This window comes from Rahnella sp. R3(2024) (assembly GCF_042920125.1).
Classification (GTDB): Bacteria; Pseudomonadota; Gammaproteobacteria; order Enterobacterales; family Enterobacteriaceae; genus Rahnella; species Rahnella rivi.
On record NZ_JBHGBU010000001.1, the window covers coordinates 4,018,166 to 4,037,205 of the forward strand.

At 54.4% G+C, this 19,040-nt stretch carries 15 protein-coding genes; 12 read left to right on the forward strand and 3 right to left on the reverse strand.

From position 1 onward, the window contains the following. Positions 1 to 560 precede the first annotated feature (560 nt). On the reverse strand, positions 561 to 1,466 hold the full coding sequence (locus ABSH60_RS18350; RefSeq protein WP_390975184.1) for a LysR substrate-binding domain-containing protein: 906 nt from the start codon (positions 1,464 to 1,466) through the stop codon (positions 561 to 563). A gap of 237 nt (positions 1,467 to 1,703) precedes the next feature. On the opposite strand from ABSH60_RS18350, the gene ABSH60_RS18355 reads away from it, so the two are divergent. From ABSH60_RS18355 to ABSH60_RS18375, 5 genes are all read left to right on the forward strand, one after another. After that, the gene (locus ABSH60_RS18355) at positions 1,704 to 1,994 is read left to right on the forward strand and encodes a DUF1330 domain-containing protein (protein WP_390975186.1); all 291 of its coding nucleotides are present in this window, start codon (positions 1,704 to 1,706) and stop codon (positions 1,992 to 1,994) included. A 433-nt stretch (positions 1,995 to 2,427) separates the two neighbouring features. Next, positions 2,428 to 3,627: an MFS transporter gene (locus ABSH60_RS18360; RefSeq protein WP_390975815.1), complete on the forward strand. Its 1,200-nt coding sequence runs from the start codon at positions 2,428 to 2,430 to the stop codon at positions 3,625 to 3,627. Positions 3,628 to 3,680: 53 nt separating this feature from the next. Beyond that, complete coding sequence (locus ABSH60_RS18365; RefSeq protein WP_390975188.1) at positions 3,681 to 4,295, forward strand: TetR family transcriptional regulator; 615 nt, start codon at positions 3,681 to 3,683, stop codon at positions 4,293 to 4,295. A 77-nt stretch (positions 4,296 to 4,372) separates the two neighbouring features. Continuing rightward, positions 4,373 to 5,482, forward strand: coding sequence for an efflux RND transporter periplasmic adaptor subunit (locus tag ABSH60_RS18370; RefSeq protein WP_390975190.1), 1,110 nt, complete (start codon positions 4,373 to 4,375; stop codon positions 5,480 to 5,482). Beyond that, positions 5,479 to 8,580 (forward strand): efflux RND transporter permease subunit, encoded by a 3,102-nt coding sequence (locus ABSH60_RS18375; protein WP_390975191.1) that lies wholly within the window; start codon positions 5,479 to 5,481, stop codon positions 8,578 to 8,580. Before ABSH60_RS18370 ends, ABSH60_RS18375 begins: the two co-directional genes overlap by 4 nt. Before the next feature lie 244 nt (positions 8,581 to 8,824). Here ABSH60_RS18375 and ABSH60_RS18380 read toward each other — a convergent pair whose 3' ends face one another. Together ABSH60_RS18380 and ABSH60_RS18385 are read right to left on the reverse strand one after the other, a co-directional pair. Next, positions 8,825 to 9,469 carry a hypothetical protein gene (locus tag ABSH60_RS18380; RefSeq protein WP_183846651.1) on the reverse strand — a complete coding sequence of 215 codons (645 nt, stop codon included), beginning with the start codon at positions 9,467 to 9,469 and terminating at the stop codon, positions 8,825 to 8,827. Between the two features lie 34 nt (positions 9,470 to 9,503). After that, positions 9,504 to 9,719, reverse strand: coding sequence for a YgdI/YgdR family lipoprotein (locus ABSH60_RS18385; RefSeq protein WP_056780940.1), 216 nt, complete (start codon positions 9,717 to 9,719; stop codon positions 9,504 to 9,506). Between the two features lie 471 nt (positions 9,720 to 10,190). Here ABSH60_RS18385 and ABSH60_RS18390 point away from each other — a divergent pair, with 471 nt between their 5' ends. From ABSH60_RS18390 to ABSH60_RS18420, 7 genes are all read left to right on the forward strand, one after another. After that, positions 10,191 to 11,315 carry a branched-chain amino acid ABC transporter substrate-binding protein gene (locus ABSH60_RS18390; protein ID WP_136376066.1) on the forward strand — a complete coding sequence of 375 codons (1,125 nt, stop codon included), beginning with the start codon at positions 10,191 to 10,193 and terminating at the stop codon, positions 11,313 to 11,315. 80 nt (positions 11,316 to 11,395) lie between these two features. After that, entirely contained in the window at positions 11,396 to 12,310 is a 915-nt protein-coding gene (locus tag ABSH60_RS18395) for a branched-chain amino acid ABC transporter permease (RefSeq protein WP_056780933.1), read from the forward strand. 8 nt (positions 12,311 to 12,318) lie between these two features. Continuing rightward, positions 12,319 to 13,611, forward strand: a complete 1,293-nt coding sequence (livM, locus tag ABSH60_RS18400; protein ID WP_390975194.1) for a high-affinity branched-chain amino acid ABC transporter permease LivM — start codon at positions 12,319 to 12,321, stop codon at positions 13,609 to 13,611. 11 nt (positions 13,612 to 13,622) lie between these two features. Further along, positions 13,623 to 14,501, forward strand: a complete 879-nt coding sequence (locus ABSH60_RS18405; RefSeq protein WP_390975817.1) for an ATP-binding cassette domain-containing protein — start codon at positions 13,623 to 13,625, stop codon at positions 14,499 to 14,501. Further along, a complete protein-coding gene (locus ABSH60_RS18410) occupies positions 14,498 to 15,214 on the forward strand; it encodes an ATP-binding cassette domain-containing protein (protein WP_390975196.1) in 717 nt (238 codons plus the stop codon). Before ABSH60_RS18405 ends, ABSH60_RS18410 begins: the two co-directional genes overlap by 4 nt. 437 nt (positions 15,215 to 15,651) lie before the next feature. After that, entirely contained in the window at positions 15,652 to 17,958 is a 2,307-nt protein-coding gene (gene opgB, locus ABSH60_RS18415; RefSeq protein ID WP_390975198.1) for a phosphatidylglycerol--membrane-oligosaccharide glycerophosphotransferase, read from the forward strand. Positions 17,959 to 18,193: 235 nt separating this feature from the next. Then, on the forward strand, positions 18,194 to 19,036 hold the full coding sequence (locus ABSH60_RS18420; RefSeq protein WP_056780923.1) for a MetQ/NlpA family ABC transporter substrate-binding protein: 843 nt from the start codon (positions 18,194 to 18,196) through the stop codon (positions 19,034 to 19,036). Positions 19,037 to 19,040: the final 4 nt, after the last annotated feature.

Below are 19,040 nucleotides of genomic sequence, written 5' to 3' on the forward strand. Positions count from 1 at the left end.
GACATTAAGGTAATTTCCGCCCTTTCGCAGCCTGTCAGTGTCAGTCGTAAAATAGACATGAATATAGTAATCGAAGAGTTTTGCATTAGATAAAAATGTGATTTACATCACAAGTAAACTCTCTTTAATCGCCTAAAAATCAAGCTATTACATTCGACGACAGGGATGAGATGTCACCCTGCCGTTTTTTATGTGACACAGCGATTTATCGCTGATGTGCAGCGCCAGGCCACAGCACGGAGATATCGTTGCGGCCAGCGTGCAGGGGGAGTTTATGATCAAATGGCTTCTGCGGACGTCGAGACTGACGCTGCAGCCCATGACCCCTCCTGGTCGCCGATTCATGTCTAATGAGATGTATACGCGCGACTCCCTCAATACATTTAACGCCGAGCTGGCAAGGTCAAAAGACTCTGCAGCGCTGATCGGACCTTCTGCTCAGTGAGTCAGTCCGCTCCGTGCCAGAAGCGGACATGGCAAATGCCACGATGTTTCAATTAACCGGCACCAAATAAATAAGCAGGCTTTGACCCCCTTCGTTTTTCTCATTCACTCAGACATTAGTCAAAATAAGGTTTCAACACTTCTTCAGTCCACTTCATAAAAGCCCTCACTCTTTGCGAAAGATTGCGTCTGTGCGCGACAACGAAAGATGCATTTAGCGGCATGGGCCGCAGATTGGGAAGGATTTCAACCAATGTTCCACGTTGAATATGGGGCAGGAGGGCGGAATACCCTCCCTGAATTAACCCTAAACCCGCCAGTCCTGCTTCGTGGTAGGCCGGTACGCTGTTAACCGTCATCGTGCCGGGTAACATCAGCGACTTGTAGCCATCACCTGACGGATATTCCCATCCGTCAGGTTTCGCGCCAAAATTGCGCATGTAATGAACCATCCTGTGCCCCTGATTAAGAAGATCATCAATCGTCTGCGGCACATCGAAGCGTTTCAGATAGCCAGGGCTCGCTGCATTGATCATCCGTAATTGTCCTAGCGGCCGGGCGATCAGGGTTTCATCAACAACAGGTCCCAGACGAATGACGCAATCAAATCCTTCCAGAACCAAATCAACACGGCGGTCAGTACTCGAAAGCTCAAGCTCGAATTCCGGGTGAGCGTCCAGTAGTTTTGGTAGTGCGGGTATAATCACGCTTTCTGCCAGAATAGCAGGCATATCAACACGCAAACGCCCCCGCAGAGACATTCCGCCAGGTGAAAACATTGACTGCAGTTCGTCTGCTTCCGCCAGCAAGTCTCGTGCACGCGAATAAAAAATGCGGCCATCTTCGGTCAACTGCACCGTCCGGGTAGTGCGGTGCAAAAGTGTAGCGCCTACGTCATGTTCGAGCTCGCGCACCACGATTGAAGCACGTCCTTTCTGAATACCAAGGCTTTCAGCTGCCTGGGTAAAACTCTTCATTTCCGCAACTCGCGCGAAAATAATCAGTGCCTCAAGGTTTTTCATTGTTCCTCTTTAAGATAACAGTGCGTTAATTATCAGGTTATTTATGCCTACTGTAATGCTTAATAGACTGTCTTCACACCGCGTTATCCAGCGCAGACACTTGCTGAAGGCAATTATCATGACTCAACCTTTTTCAATCTGCCGATGCTTCCCCTGAAGAAATGTCATCAGGTGATCCAGAAACAGCACGCCTGTATGGCGCCGGAATAAATCACACCTGACAAAAGAGATAAAGAAATGAACAAAGGTTATTTAATCGCACATGTCACTGTATCGAACGCTGTTGCTTACGCCGAATATGCTAAGGCTGCCGGAGAAGCAATGCAGGCGTTCAGTCCAAAGGTTATTGCCTGGTCCGGGCAGTATGAAAACCTTGAGGGGGAATCCCATGAAAGGCATGTTGTTTTTGAGTTTGCTTCTTTTGCCGAGGCCAAACGTTTTTATGAGAGTCCTCAATATCAGGCAGCCAAAGCAATACGTGCAGGGGCTGCGACCGGAACTTTTGTGCTGGTTGAAGGAGGCGCTTAATATTCGGTGTATTGCTTGATAAAAAAGTTAACGGCTTTGGCACGAAGGTCTGTCTGATGAAAGACCTTCGTGCCAGATATGATGCTCATTGAGGCATCATGGAAATTTATGAAAGGAAACCACTTCACTATTTGCTGCCTGCTGTGAGCTAAAACTCTGAGCGTATGGCCACCAGGGTTTAAATCCAGGCTTACCGTTATCCTCGCGCCATTTCTATCATCCCTCTTTCAACACGAAATGCAGATGGCGTTCCTCGCGCAGCCCCAGGGGTTCAATGACGTTGACGGGGCGGCAGATGGGCACTATTTTTGAGCCTGGTTCACGAGTACCAGCAGCAAGGTTCAGTTACTGAACATGCATAAGCCAGGCAAAAAAACTCAGGCACAGTGCCTGGGTATTTTTGTGATGATCAAACTTTCCGGGACTACTGTTGATGAGATTACGTTCGCTGCAAGTACTCTGTTTGCTCAACTTTTTTATCGCTGATGTCCGCGATGGACTCGGGCCGTTTTTAGGCATCTTTCTGGTATCCCATCACTGGCGCGCAGAAGAAATTGGTCTGGTGATGACGGTGGGGGGGCTGGCCGGATTGTTAGCCACGTTCCCCGCAGGGATGATCGTCGATGCCACACGTTACAAACGTCTGTTAATTATCGCTTCATCCCTGCTCATTACGTTTAGCGCGCTGGCCCTCTGGTATTTCCCGACGTCCACCGTGGTGGTTTTATCGCAAATCATTACCGGTATCGCGGCAGCCATCGTTGCCCCCGCCATTGCCGGCATAACCTTAGGCATCACCGGTCAGAAAGGCTTTTTGGTGCAGATGGGCCGAAATGAAGCCTTCAACCATAGCGGTAATATGGCGGTTGCCGTGCTGGCGGCCATAACCTGCTGGATCTGGGGCACAGGTTCCGTATTTTTACTGATGACCACGATGGCTGTATGCGCCGTGGTGTGCACATTAGCGATCAATAAAAACGATATAGACCATGATGTGGCGAGAGGGGTTGAAAAGCACCAAGGTCCGGCCGTTTCTGTCTCGGTTCTGGCGTTGCTAAAGCGACCTGAACTGGCGGTAACCGGAGTGACTCTGCTCCTCTTCCACCTGGCGAATGCTGCACAATTGCCGATGTTAAGCATGAAGGTCGCTTCCTCTCCCTCGGGTTCTCTGTTCACGCCGGGTACCTATGCGGCCCTTACGGTCGCGATTTCTCAGGCGGTGATGATCCCCGTTGCATTGCTGACGGCCAGATATGCCTCAAAATATGGCTACGCCAGACTTATCGGTATTGCGCTGATCGTATTACCCTTTCGCGCCGCAATTGCGTCTTTATGGAGCAATGAATTCGTTATATTTCCCGTTCAGGCGTTAGACGGTGTCGGTGCAGGTATTTTGGGCGTGGCCGTACCCGGACTTATTGCCTCGTTATTTAATGGCTCAGGGCATATCAACGCAGCACTTGGACTCGTTATGTTACTCCAGGGGCTGGGCGCCTCATTCAGTCCGGCGCTGGCGGGTGCCATCGTAAGCCATTCGTCATGGAGCTTCGCCTATATGATTTTGGCGGTCATTGCGCTCTGTGCTCTTTTCATCTGGCTGATTTTTAGCAGGCACATCAGGGCTGTGACTTAATTACCAAATGGTCACTCGTTGTCAATTAAGGTTCATTAAGTTAAGCTGGAAAAATGACTAAAAATATCAATGTACACCCTCCAAGAGGGCCATCGGATCACAGCGTTCGCGATCAGATCGTGGACGCTGCGACAGAGCATTTCGGGCATTTTGGTTATGAGAAAACCACGGTGTCTGAACTGGCTAAATCAATAGGATTTTCAAAATCTTATATCTATAAGTTTTTCGATTCCAAGCAGGCGATCGGCGAGGTGATCTGCGCCAACCGGCTGGCAATGATCATGGAAATTGTCAATTCTGCGATTGCAGATGCCCCGTCGGCCTCGGAGAAATTACGGCGTTTATTCCGCGCCCTGACGGAAGCCGGCAGTGATTTGTTTTTTCACGATCGCAAGCTTTATGACATTGCTGCCGTCGCTGCGCGGGATAAGTGGCCTTCGGCGGAGGCGTATGAAAAGCGGTTGCGACTCCTGGTTGAGCACATCATTGTTGAAGGGCGGCAGGCGGGAGAATTTGAACGAAAAACGCCGCTGGACGAGGCCGCACATGCCCTGTATCTGGTGATGCGCCCCTATATCAGCCCGATTCAGTTGCAGCACAATCTGGACACGGCACCGGCTGCGGCGACTCTTCTGTCCTCCCTGATACTGAGAAGTCTGTCACCCTGAGTTTTGTGACCATTGACATTATTGGTCACTAGTCTGAGAATGCGGTTACTCTCCTGTTAACTGATTTAAGGGAACCCATGCTCAGGCTTAATCCTGCCACCTTTGCTGTCTGCCTGTTGCCGCTTGCCCTTGTGGCCTGCGGCGACACTTCCGGTACTGACGATCCCCGTTCACAGCCACCTCTGGTCAGGTCTGCGACCGTGGTGAGTGCTGTGGATACCTCCCGCGCATTTACCGGCGTTGTCGTCGCCCGGGTCCAAAGCGATCTCGGTTTCAGAGTGCAGGGCAAAATCCTTGAGCGCCTGGTCGATACTGGCCAGACGGTTAAACGTGGTCAGCCATTGATGCGTCTGGATCCGGTTGACCTGGGTCTGCAGGCGCAGGCGCAGCAACAGGCCGTTGCGGCGGCAAAGGCTCGGGCAAAACAAACGACAGTTGAAGAGGCGCGTTACCGCGGGCTGATCGCGTCTGGCGCCGTGTCGGCATCGGCCTACGATCAGATAAAGGCCGCCGCCGACACGGCCAAAGCTGACCTCAGTGCGGCTCAGGCACAGGCCAACGTGGCGCAAAACGCGACGGGCTACGCCGTGCTGCTGGCCGACGCCGACGGCGTGGTGATGGATACGCTGGCTGAACCCGGTCAGGTTGTCAGTGCCGGTCAGCCGGTAGTCCGGCTGGCAAGAGCGGGGCAGCGGGAGGCCACCGTGCAGTTACCTGAGACGTTGCGTCCGGCTGCCGGAAGCGACGCGCAGGCAACGTTGTACGGCACCGCTCAACAGTCAGTCCCTGCAAAACTGCGCCTCCTTTCAGATGCGGCGGATCCGCTAACCCGTACCTTTGAGGCGAGATATGTGCTTGAGGGGGCGCTGGCCAATGCGCCGCTGGGATCCACTGTGACGCTTCACATTGCAGATGAGAAATCACCGGCGCAGGTGATGCAGGTGCCTTTAGCTGCACTTTATGATCCGGGCAAAGGGCCGGGTGTCTGGGAGATTTCGGGTAAACCGGCCAGGGTGTCATGGCGGCCCGTGCAGGTGCTGGGATTGGGGGAAGATGCGGCGAGGGTCACCGGAAGCTTAACGCCGGGTGAACAGGTGGTCGCTCTGGGCGCGCATCTGCTGCATGAAGGTGAGGCCGTGCGCATGGCTGAACAGCGCGATGCCCGCGTCGCCGGGAGCCAGCCATGAGCGGGGGGAGATTCAATCTTTCAGCCCTCGCCGTGCGTGAGCGCTCAATCGCACTGTTCCTGATTATCCTGATCACCGTGGCCGGTATCCTTTCATTTTTCGAACTGGGGCGGGCTGAAGACCCGCCGTTTACCGTCAAACAGATGACGATTATTTCTGCCTGGCCGGGCGCCACCGCGCAGGAAATGCAGGATCAGGTGGCTGAACCGCTGGAAAAGCGGATGCAGGAGCTGAAGTGGTATGACCGCAGTGAGACGTATACGCGTCCCGGCCTGGCTTTTACCATGCTTTCGCTGCAGGACCGCACGCCGCCTTCACAGGTGCAGGAAGAATTTTATCAGGCGCGTAAGAAGCTGGGGGATGAGGCCAAAAACCTGCCGGCAGGCGTCATCGGGCCGATGGTCAATGATGAATTCTCCGACGTGACCTTCGCGCTCTTTGCGCTGAAGGCAAAAGGGGAGCCTCAGCGACTGCTGGTGCGCGATGCGGAATCATTGCGTCAGCGTCTTTTGCATGTGCCGGGGGTTAAAAAGGTCAATATTATCGGCGAACAGGCTGAACGTATTTTTGTCTCGTTCTCGCATGACCGGCTGGCCACGCTGGGCATTTCGCCTCAGGATATTTTCTCCGCCCTTAACAGCCAGAACGTCCTGACGCCCGCCGGTTCGATTGATACCCAGGGGCCGCAGGTGTTTATCCGCCTTGATGGCGCTTTCGATAAGCTGGAGAAAATCCGCAAAACGCCCGTTGTCGTTCAGGGCAGAACCCTGCAGCTTTCTGACGTGGCAACCGTTGAGCGGGGCTATGAAGATCCGGCGACCTTTATGATCCGCAATCAGGGTGAACCGGCGCTGCTGCTGGGCATCGTGATGCGGGACGGCTGGAACGGTCTGGATCTGGGTAAAGCGCTGGATGCGGAAACGGCCAACATCAATGAGGGGATGCCGCTGGGCATGACGCTGACCAAAGTCACGGATCAGTCAGTTAACATCAGCTCCGCCGTAGACGAGTTCATGATCAAATTCTTTGTCGCGCTGCTGGTGGTGATGGTGGTGTGCTTCGTCAGTATGGGCTGGCGCGTGGGCGTGGTGGTGGCCGCAGCGGTGCCACTGACGCTGGCGATCGTCTTTGTGGTGATGGAAGCTTCCGGCAAAAACTTTGACCGCATTACTCTGGGCTCACTGATCCTGGCGCTCGGGTTGCTGGTGGATGATGCCATCATCGCCATCGAAATGATGGTGGTGAAAATGGAGGAGGGCTACGACCGCATCAAAGCCTCGGCCTATGCCTGGAGCCACACGGCGGCGCCGATGCTGGCGGGCACGCTGGTCACCGCCGTCGGTTTCATGCCCAACGGGTTTGCGCAGTCCACCGCCGGCGAATACACCAGCAACATGTTCTGGATTGTCGGTATCGCCCTGATTGCTTCCTGGATTGTGGCGGTGGTGTTTACGCCGTATCTGGGTGTGAAAATGCTGCCGAAAATCAAAACGGTGGAGGGCGGACATGCGGCGATTTACAACACCCGCCATTACAACCGCTTTCGCCGGTTACTGACCCGCGTTATCGCCCGCAAGTGGATAGTCGCGGGTACCGTGATTGCGCTCTTTACGGTCGCGATACTCGGCATGGGGCTGGTGAAAAAACAGTTTTTCCCGACCTCCGATCGCCCGGAGGTGCTGGTTGAAGTGCAGATGCCTTATGGCACCGCAATTGAGCAAACCAGCGCCACCACGGCGAAAATCGAAGCCTGGCTGAGAAAGCAGAAAGAGGCAAAAATCGTCACCGCCTATATCGGGCAAGGGTCGCCGCGTTTTTATCTGGCCATGGCGCCGGAGCTGCCCGATCCGTCGTTTGCGAAAATTGTCGTGCTGACGGACAGCCAGGAAGCGCGTGAGACGCTCAAGTTCAGGCTGCGTGAAGCGGTTGCCAGCGGTCTGGCACCTGAGGCGCGCGTGCGCGTGACCCAGCTGGTGTTTGGTCCGTATTCTCCTTATCCGGTGGCCTACCGGGTCATGGGGCCGGATCCCGCCACGCTGCGCGAAATCGCAGACAAGGTCGAAAAAGTGATGCAGGCCAGCCCGATGATGCGGACCGTCAATACCGACTGGGGGCCGCGGGTACCGGCACTGTACTTTACGCTCAATCAGGACCGTCTTCAGGCGGTGGGGCTGACATCGAATGCGGTCGCGCAGCAGCTTCAGTTCCTGCTTTCAGGTGTTCCTGTCACCGCAGTGCGTGAAGATATTCGTTCGGTGCAGGTCATGGGGCGTGCAGCGGGGAATATCCGTCTCGATCCGGCAAAAATAGCGGGCTTTACCCTGGTGGGTTCTTCCGGCCAGCGCATTCCGCTGTCTCAGATAGGGGAGGTTAAGGTGCAAATGGAAGATCCTGTTCTGCGCCGTCGCGACCGCACCCCGACCATTACCGTCAGGGGTGATATCGCCGAAAATCTGCAACCGCCGGATGTCTCCGCGGCAATCATCAAAGCTTTGCAGCCGGTCATCGAGACGCTGCCGGCCGGATACCGCATAGAACAGGCGGGTGCGATTGAGGAATCCGGTAAAGCCACTCAGGCGATGGCACCGCTGTTTCCAATCATGATTGCCATGACGCTGTTGATTATTATCCTGCAGGTGCGGTCAATGTCGGCGATGGTGATGGTATTCCTCACCGCGCCGCTGGGGCTGATTGGCGTGGTGCCCACGCTGTTGCTCTTTAACCAGCCGTTTGGCATCAATGCGCTGGTAGGACTGATTGCGCTGTCGGGCATCCTGATGCGTAACACCCTGATCCTGATAGGGCAGATTCATCACAACGAACAGGAGGGGCTGGCACCCTTCCATGCGGTGGTGGAGGCGACGGTGCAGCGCGCGCGACCGGTGTTGCTGACGGCGATGGCGGCCATTCTGGCGTTTATCCCGCTGACGCACTCGGTATTCTGGGGAACGCTGGCTTACACCCTGATTGGCGGAACCTTTGGCGGCACCATTATCACGCTGGTGTTCCTGCCCGCGATGTATGCCATCTGGTTCAAAATACGGCCCGAAAAGCATGAGTTTACTGAAAGTAAAATCGTGCCTGACGCCAACCGATAGCCCTTAAACGATACGGGTTTAACGACGTCACCGGTCGGCAAGTCGTTCCACCGGATAGCTTTTTTGACATCTAAACTGCCTGTGGCCTAACCGGTCGCGGGCGTTTTTTTGAACAGTGTTTCCGGGTTCCCCGCAGACTCCCGCCGTTTCTGAGTGCCAAAAGCAGACATGCTCCTGAGGGAGAAACCTTCCTGAAACAGAGGCACATGGCATATCAACTCAACACCAGGAGCCGGCAATATCTCTACGCTTTGCAGCCCGTCACCTGCGGGTAAGCCCGGCATACCAGCATCAATTTGTCCTTTGGCTCAAAGCCGTGATCAATCATGCAGCGTTGCGCTTTGGCGGTACGTCCGATGCTGGCGACATTCAGATTCGACCCGAGGGGTTTGGGATAGCCGCAGGCGTACATGACCGGCAACGCTTCCCGGTTATTAGGAACCTGCGTTGAGAACCCCCTTGGCGCGCCCACTTTACGCCAGGTGACCTGCATGTCCTCGTACCTGCCGGAGTCCGGATTTATCGGGTAGAACCCTTCATCGGCATGATAGGGCAGCGCTTCGAGCCGGGACTGGCTGAGCGGATGCCCCTGCTTTTTTTCGACGCAAGCCGGAAGATCGGCCCTGACCTGACAAAAATCAAACCCGTCTTTACGGGTAAAACCCCTGTGTTGCATGCACAGGAATTGCAACGCCTGTTCGTTTTCGGGCAGGGTATTCATTGAAAGGCCAACCGGATCACCACATTCAGTCATGGCCGATTTCACTCCCTCTTCGGTGGTTGAGGGGCGTTGCCACTGGGTGTACTCCGCAGCAGGTGGACAGCCTGTCAGAAAAAATACCGAAATGACCACGGAAGGGAATGTCATTAGCTGAATTTTACGGAACATCGTGATCCTTATGTTGCCTGCAGATTTTCTGCCGCTACTTCTTCACAATCCCGGCAATATCATTGGTGTTCATCAGATGATAATCGCCGTTCATGTCGGTGTAGCTGGTCATGCCGGTATCACGGTCGCGATCCGGTTCGCCGTGGGCGAAAAACTGGTCACCGGCCTTGGTGTTGATCACGTAATCACCGGCGCATCCGGAGAGTGTCAGGGCCAAAACCACAGCCGTCAGGCAGGATAATTTCTTCATTGTTCAGTTGTTTCCCTTTGCAATTATCTGCCCGCATTACAAAACAACCGCCATGAACATGCAAAGAATAAAAATGTCAGCAAGCGTAAGAGCGGGAGTCGCCGGGCAAGATCCTCTGCGTTTCATCGTGGTGCACGCGAGGGCGGGGTGGCCCTTTTTCGCCTGTTTTCAGCACCAGCACGGTGCGATGTGATCAGACCGTTGTTTCTGCAACTTGCCTCAGGGCTGGCCGCCACGCGCTCTATACTCACAATGACCTGCTGTTCAGTCACACATTGCAACACTGGCAGCAATTTTGCTTAAGGTTTTCACCTTTGGCAAAACCGTAAGGAAACCCCGCCGTCGTCCCCAGGAAATTTCAACCACTCCATTTCAGTGCTTTTGTTCGTGTTTTTGCTACAGGATTTACGACTACGCTCAGGCGTTTTTACTAAACCATTTTGCTCAAACAGGCTTCTAAGGAACATGATGATGTCGATGAAATTTATAAGAAATCCACTCTCTCTTTTACTGGCAGGTTGTCTGGTGACGGCATTTTCCGCGCAGGCAGATATTGTGATTGGTGTCGCAGGCCCGTTCACCGGCCCGAACGCCACCTATGGCGATCAATACTGGCACGGCGCAACGCAGGCGGCAGAAGACATTAATGCCGCAGGCGGGATCAACGGGGAAAAAATCAAACTGGTGCAGGGCGATGACGCCTGCGAACCGAAACAGGCGGTCGCCGTCGCCAACCGCTTAGTGGATCAGGATAAAGTGCAGGCCGTGGTCGGGCATTTCTGTTCCTCTTCCACCATGCCTGCCTCCGAGGTGTACAACGACGCCGGGATCATCGCCATTACGCCCGGATCCACGAATCCGCAAATCACCGAACGCGGCATGAGCGATATGTTCCGCATGTGCGGGCGCGACGATCAGCAGGGGCTGGTGGCCAGCGATTACATCATCGACAAACTGAAAGCCAAAAAAGTGGTCATTATTCATGACAAAGACACCTACGGTCAGGGCCTGGCGGATGCCACCAAAGCGGCGCTCAACAAACGCGGCGTGAAAGAGGTGATGTATGAAGGCTTATCGCGCGGCGAAAAAGACTTCAACGCGCTGGTGACTAAAATCAGCGCGCAAAAACCGGATGTGGTGTTCTTCGGCGGCTGCCATCCTGAAGCCGGTCCGCTGGTGCGCCAGATGCGTGAGCAGGGCGTTCAGGCCACCTTCTTCTCCGGTGACTGCATCGTCAACGAAGAGATGGTCACTGCCGCAGGCGGTCCGCAATACACCAACGGCATTCTGATGACTTTCGGCAAAGACCCGCGTCTGATCGCCGAAGGGAAAACAGTTATCGATAAATTCCGCGCTAACAAATTCGAGCCGGAAGGCTACACCCTCTACTCCTACGCCTCCGTACAGGCGATTGCCGCCGCCTTCAAAGCCACCGGCGGCAGTGATTCCGCCAAAGCCAGCGCGTGGCTGAAAGCCAACAGCGTCGATACCGTCATGGGCAAAAAATCCTGGGACAGTAAAGGCGACCTGAAAGTCTCTGATTACGTGGTTTATAAATGGGATGACAAAGGAAAGTATCAGGAAGTGAAGGAATAAATCATCTTGATTTGCCCGTTCTGAACTGTGTCAGACCGCGCCCTTATCGGGGCGCGGTCAAAAAAAGAGACTGCGTATTTATGGATTCATTCTTCCTGCAACAGTTGTTCAATGGCATTACGCTGGGTGCCGTCTACGGGCTGATCGCCATCGGTTACACCATGGTTTACGGCATCATCGGCATGATTAACTTTGCTCACGGCGAAGTGTATATGATTTCTGCGTACCTCTGCGCCATCGCGCTGGCGCTGCTTTCCTTCTTCGGGGTGCACTCTTTTCCGCTGCTGATCCTCGGCACGCTGGTCTTTACCATTGTGGTCACCGGCGTTTACGGCTGGGCAATTGAGCGCATCGCCTATAAACCGTTGCGTAATTCCACGCGTCTGGCACCGCTGATTTCCGCCATCGGCATGTCACTGATTTTGCAAAACTACGCACAAATCAGTCAGGGACCGCGCCAGCAGGGTATTCCGACGATGTTTGATGGCGCGCTGCGTTTTCATATCGGCGACAGTTTTGTCCAGATGACCTACACCAAACTGTTCATTCTGGTGGCAGCATTTGTCGGCATGCTGGTGTTGTCATGGATTATCAGTCACACCCGGCTCGGGCGTATGTGTCGCGCGGTGCAGCAGGACAGAAAAATGGCCTCGATTCTGGGCATCAACACGGACCGGATTATCTCGCTGGTCTTTATGATTGGTGCGGCGATGGCCGGGCTGGCGGGCGTGCTGGTCACCATGAATTACGGCACGTTTGATTTCTACGCCGGATTTATCATCGGTATCAAAGCCTTTACCGCCGCGGTACTGGGCGGGATCGGTTCCTTGCCGGGTGCGATGCTCGGCGGGCTGATTTTAGGCATTGCCGAAGCGCAGTTCTCCGGCATGGTCAATTCCGATTACAAAGATGTTTTCTCTTTTGGATTGCTGGTGGTGATCCTCATTTTCCGCCCGCAGGGCCTGCTGGGTCGCCCGGTAGTGACTAAAGTGTGAGGGAAAATATGACGTCACAAACTGCTGTTGCGGATCACGGCTTCTCGCTCAAACGCTGCCTGCTGGATGCCATTTTTGCCGGGCTGGTCGCCCTGATCATCTTCGGGCCGGTAGTGGGCGTGGTGCTCGACGGGTACAGTTTCAACTTTCACAGCCAGCGGCTGGTGTGGATTATCGCTGCGGTAATGGCCGGTCGCTTTCTGCTCAGTGCCTTTCTGGAAACGGCCGCCGGGCAGACCATGCGCGCGCGTTTTGAACGTGACAGCGCGGGGGTTTACGTCCTGCCTGCGGATCACAAAAGCAGCCTGCGCTGGGTGTTGCCCCTGTTAATCGCGCTGGCGATATGCTTCCCGTTCGTCGCCACCAAATACATTCTGACCGTGGCGATTTTAGGGCTGATTTACGTGCTGCTCGGCCTCGGGCTGAACATCGTGGTCGGTCTGGCCGGGCTGCTGGATTTAGGGTATGTGGCGTTTTACGCCATCGGCGCGTACGGGCTGGCACTCGGGTATCAGTATCTCGGCCTTGGGTTCTGGTCAATGCTGCCGCTGGCGGCGGTGATGGCTGCACTGGCAGGCGCATTGCTGGGGTTTCCTGTGCTGCGCATGCACGGCGATTATCTGGCGATCGTCACGCTGGGCTTTGGCGAAATCATCCGTCTGGTGCTCACCAACTGGCTGTCTTTCACCGGCGGGCCGAACGGCGTTTCTGCGCCTGCGCCGACGTTTTTCGGGTTGGAATTCGGAAGGCGGGCGAAAGAGGGCGGCGTGCCTTTCCATGAGTTTTTCCATCTGACCTACAACCCCAACATGAAGTTTATTTTCATCTACGCGGTGCTGGTTCTGGTGGTATTGCTGGTGCTGTTTATCAAGCACCGCCTGACCCGTATGCCGATTGGCCGTGCGTGGGAAGCGCTGCGTGAAGATGAAATCGCCTGCCGAGCGATGGGGCTGAACCATGTGCTGGTCAAGCTTTCGGCCTTTACGCTCGGTGCGTCGACGGCCGGTATCGCGGGTGTGTTTTTCGCCACCTATCAGGGTTTCGTGAATCCGACCTCTTTCACCTTTTTTGAATCGGCGCTGATCCTTGCCATTGTGGTGCTGGGCGGTATGGGCTCGACCATCGGCGTGGTGTTGGCGGCCTTTGTGCTGACCGTCGCGCCGGAGCTGCTGCGCAGTTTTGCCGAATACCGCGTGCTGTTGTTCGGTGTGCTGATGGTGGTGATGATGATCTGGCGGCCACGCGGGTTAATCCGCATCAGCCGCAGCGGGTTTGCCGTGCGTAAGGGAGTTGCGCCATGAATTCAGCGGTGATGAACGACAGCATCCTCAGCGTTGACCATCTGATGATGCATTTTGGCGGCATCAGGGCGCTCAATGATGTCAGCCTGGACGTTAAGCGCGGTTCGATCACCGCGTTGATCGGCCCGAACGGTGCCGGTAAAACCACGGTATTTAACTGCCTGACCGGTTTCTACAAAGCCACCGGCGGTTCCATTTCGCTGAACACCCGCCGGGGCGCGACCAATGTGATTCAGGTGCTCGGACAGAAATTCCAGCCCGACGACTGGATAAAACCGGCGCAGCTCGGCCAACGTATTTTCTATAAAATGTTTGGCGGCACGCATCTGGTTAACCGTGCCGGGCTGGCGCGTACTTTCCAGAATATCCGGCTGTTTCGGGAAATGTCGGTGGTCGAAAACCTGCTGGTGGCGCAGCACATGCAAACCAACCGCAATCTTATCGCCGGTGTTCTCAATACGCCGGGGTATCGCCGGGCAGAAAATCAGGCGCTGGATCGGGCATTTTACTGGCTGGAAGTGGTCGAGCTGGTGGACTGTGCCAACCGGCTGGCGGGGGAGATGTCCTACGGGCAGCAGCGGCGGCTGGAGATTGCCCGCGCCATGTGTACCGCACCTGAAATGATCTGCCTCGACGAACCGGCTGCCGGGCTCAATCCGGTGGAAACGCGCACGCTGAGCAAGATCATTCGCTTCCTGCGCGACCACCACGGGATCACCGTGCTGCTGATTGAACACGACATGGGCATGGTGATGGAGATCTCAGATCACATTATTGTGCTCGACCATGGCGATGTGATTGCCGGAGGACCGCCGCAGGCGATTCAGAATAATGAGAAAGTCATTGCCGCGTATCTGGGTGCTGATGAAGACGACGAGGTCAGCTTATGAGCGATGCAATGCTGGAGTTTCGTGACGTGGACGTTTTTTACGGTGCCATTCAGGCGCTGAAACAGGTGTCGCTGGAGGTCAGTCAGGGGGAAACCGTGGCGCTTATCGGCGCGAACGGCGCAGGGAAATCGACGCTGCTGATGTCGATTTTCGGGCAGCCACGCATTCGCAGCGGGCAGATTTTATTTCGCGGCGAAGATATCAGCCGCAAATCCACGCACTTTGTGGCGGCAGCGGGCATTGCCCAGTCGCCGGAAGGGCGGCGGGTGTTTCCGGATATGACCGTCGAGGAGAACCTGCTGATGGGCACGATCCCCGTCGGCAATAAACACGCGGCAGAGGATTTGCAATCCATGTTTGATTTGTTTCCCCGCCTGAAAGAGCGACGCAAACAGCGGGCGATGACCATGTCTGGCGGCGAACAACAAATGCTGGCGATTGCGCGGGCGCTGATGAGTCGCCCGAAACTGTTGCTGCTCGATGAACCCAGTCTCGGGCTCGCGCCAATTATCGTGAAACAGATTTTTCAGATCCTGCGTGAACTGGCGAAAAACGGCATGACAATCTTTTTGGTGGAACAGAATGCGCACCACGCCCTGAAACTCTCCGATCGCGCCTACGTGATGGTCAACGGGCAGATCCGCCTGAGCGGTAGCGGCGAAGCTTTACTGGTCAACCCCGAGGTGCGAAAGGCTTACTTAGGCGGCGTGTAAAGGGTCATTTTGTTGCCCGGCGTGACGCCCGTGATGCCCGCATCGCGGGTTTTTTTTAGCGTTTTTTCCTGAATTTTTCTCATTTCAAACGCTCCCTCCACATTTCACTCATACTATTCCCGTATCATGCAATTCCTACAATTTAGTGAACGGCAGGTTACATCTTTGCGGTATCATGCAGAGATAAGCATCACGAATTTGTGAAAAAATGGTTTATTCGGATAAATCAGTGACATAAAACAGCATCAGGGCGTTGACCCCCGGATGTTCAACAGGCTATATAGCGCAACCCGTTTTTGGCACAAAATTTTCCTGTCTCAGGGATGAAGTGAATGACAAACGGGTCATTTACTCGATGAATTGAACCGTCGGCGCTGCTGGCAAACAGCAGACTCGTTCGTAGTGTTTATTTTTTTTAATCAGACAGGGCGCTAAAAATGGCTTCTGAGTGGCTTTCATTTGTTTTATTTCTTTCCTCTATCTATTTCTACGTCACACGGGCGTCGGCCGGTCGTATCTGGTTTTCGCTGGTGCTGTTCTTCTTAGGGCTTTACGTCATTCTGAACGTGATCCTGATTGGCAGTAATTATTTCACCGGTGAAGGCATCACCGATGCGGTGTTGTATACCGTCACCAGCAGCCTTAAAGGCGCCGGACTGAATAAATATATCCTGCCGTTCCTCGGCTTACTGGCCGGGCTGGTCATCGTCTTCTGGCTGCTGGCCTGGGGCCTCAGACAGCGCCGTGCAAAAAGCAGCAGCTGGGTTTACAGCGTGCTGGCCGTGATGCTGGCGGTGTTTTCCGTCGGCTCGACTCAGGCCTTCCAGAACATTTCCCGTCTGGTGAAAACGCAAATGTCCGGCAGCGGCGCGGATTTCGATACGTATTACAAAGTGCCGGTGAAAGCCGTGAAGGGCGAGAAAAAGCCTAATCTGGTCTATATCTATGGCGAAAGTCTGGAGCGCACCTATTTCGATGAAAAGGTGTTCCCGGGGCTGACCACCGAATTAAGCCGTCACAAGGCGGAAAGCACGGATTTCACCAACACCCGCCAGTTGCCGGGCACCGGTTACACCATTGCCGGCATGGTCGCTTCACAATGCGGGATCCCGCTGTTCGCGCCGTTTGATGGCAACGCCTCCAGCGCGCTGGCGACCTTCTACCCTGAAAACGTCTGTCTGGGCGATGTGCTTAAAGGCGCGGGTTACACCAACTACTTCTATCAGGGGGCTGAACTGGCGTTTGCCGGGAAAGGCACATTCCTGAAATCCCACGGTTTTGACCACCTGTACGGCTACAATGAACTGCGTCCAACCGTTGCCGATCCGGCGTACAAAAATGACTGGGGATGGTACGACGACACGCTGCTCGACGAGGTCTACAAGAAATTCATCGAACTGAGTAAAGCGGGTAAGCCATTCTCCCTGTTCACATTGACCGTGGATACGCACCACCCGGACGGTTTTATTTCCCGCGGCTGTACGCGCAAAGCTTATCCGGTGACCGGCAAACCGAATCAGTCTCTGAGCGCGGTGTCCTGTAGTCAGGAACTGATTGCGGCGTTTATCGATAAAATTAAAAAGTCGGGCTATTACGACAACACCCTGATTGTGGTGTCATCCGATCATCTGGCGATGAACAACACCGCCTACAACATTCTGACCAAACAGAACCGCAAAGATCTGTTCTTCGTGCTCGATGGCCGCAAACCTGTGGGTGATCTGAATGCCGCGAAGCGCAGTACGCTGGATAACGGTGCCACCGTGCTGGATATGATGGGCGGTGACAACTTTATCGGGCTCGGACGCAGCGGGATTTCTGCGACATCAATGACCGAGCAGTTCCTCAATATCGATGACAAAGTCAACGCCTGGAAACCGGCGGTCATTAAACAGTGGGGCTTCCCGAACAGCATCAAAAATTACACCGTCAGTAACAAGGAAAACAGTTTCACGTTCTCTGGTATGACCATCAAAACGCCGTTCATTTTGAAAGTCACCAGTGACAAGATCGAACCGATGTTTGACGTCTATTTATCCACGCCGCTGAAAAAACAGCTGTCCACGCTGTCCACCAGCGACAACTTTGTCTGGGTCGATAAATGCTACGAAATGGGCCGCGTCTGGGCACCTGAATTGGCGCTCAATACTGGCCTTTGCGTGGCTTCCGGCAACCTCGGAGCACGCCCGGGCATCGTGCAGGCAACGGGCGATACCTTTAAAGGCAAGGTGGATTTTGTGAAGGATACGTCCGGCAGCAACGCGATTTATCAGCAGACAGTAAAAATGCTGAACGTAGATGATGCCGATACCACTTACAAATCTGAGGCGATAGCCTTCATGCTGCCGGGAATGCCGGAGCAGGTAAAAGCCATTAGCGGTATTTCTGCGCTGGAGAACTGGGGCCGCTGGTCAGACGCTAATCTGGCGCCGTCGGTGAAAATTGATTACGTCAAACCTCTGCCGACCACCTTTGATGTGGTGATCCGCGCCAGAGCCTATGGCAATAACATTGATAAACCGGTGTCTGTGCGCGTCGGCGATCAGGAGCAGTTTGCTTCCTTTGGCGATAAAGACGGCACGGTGAAATTGCAGTTTACCAACCCAGGTGCGGCGCAAAGCATTGTTATCACACCACCGTCACCGACAGAACCGACCGAGGGCACCAGCGGCGGGTTCCTGCCGCGTAAACTCGGCATCGGTATGGTGTCGCTGGAAGTTCAGCCGGTCGATCCGCAGTCATAACGCCTCAGTCATCAGGACAAAAACCCGCTGCGGCGGGTTTTTTATTGGCCGTCATCTTGGCGCAAAATCCTTATCGTTTTTATCGCTTTACTATGCCATTTTGCATATTCAATTCAGGAATATGTATCTCTTAAACAATATTATAAAGAAATAAGCCGATCGGTATACTCGCCAAATTCCTGCACAAAATCACAGCCATGTGCAGGCCTCTCATCAATACTTTTGGGGATAACCGATGCAGACAACATTCAACAAAACCAAGACCCGCGTTAACCGTGCATTTTTACTGGCAGCGACGTCTGCTGTCATGATTTCAAGCGGCATTCTTGCTCCGCTTTCTTTGGCGCAGGCGGCGGATAAAACCACCATTAAAGTCGGCATCATCAGCGGCGAAGACGAAGATGTCTGGCGCGAAGTGGTGAAGCAGGCGGCCGCGAAAGGGCTGACCGTGAAACCGGTGGTCTTCAATGATTACAACCAGCCTAATGAAGCGCTGCAAAACGGCGAAGTGGACGCCAATGCCTTCCAGCATCAGCCATTCCTCGATAATCAGATCAAAGTAAATCATTACGATATCGTGCGCGTGGGTTACACCGCCGTGTGGCCGATTGGCCTGTACTCTAAAAAAGTGAAAACGGCTGACGAGCTGAAAGAAGGCGCGGTGATCGGCGTTCCAAACGATCCGGCTAACGAAGCGCGTGGCCTGATCCTGTTACAACAGTCCGGCGTGATTAAACTGAAACCGGGCGCGGGTATTTTCGCGACCACCGCAGACATCATTGAGAACCCGCGTCACGTCACCATCAAAGAACTGGATTCCGGCATTATCGGCCGCTCCGTTCCGGATCTGGACGCGGCAATCGTCAACACTGACTGGGCGCTGAAAAGCGGCCTGACGGCGGCTGACCGTATCGCGCAGGAGCCGGTAAAAGGCAATCCTTACAACAACTTCATTGCAGTAAAAACAGAGAACGCCAATGCGCCGTGGGTGAAAACATTAGTTGCCGCCTACCAGAACGACGACGTGAAAAAAGTGTTTGATAAGGTCTATAAAGGCACCGGCGTCACGGCCTGGTAAGGAT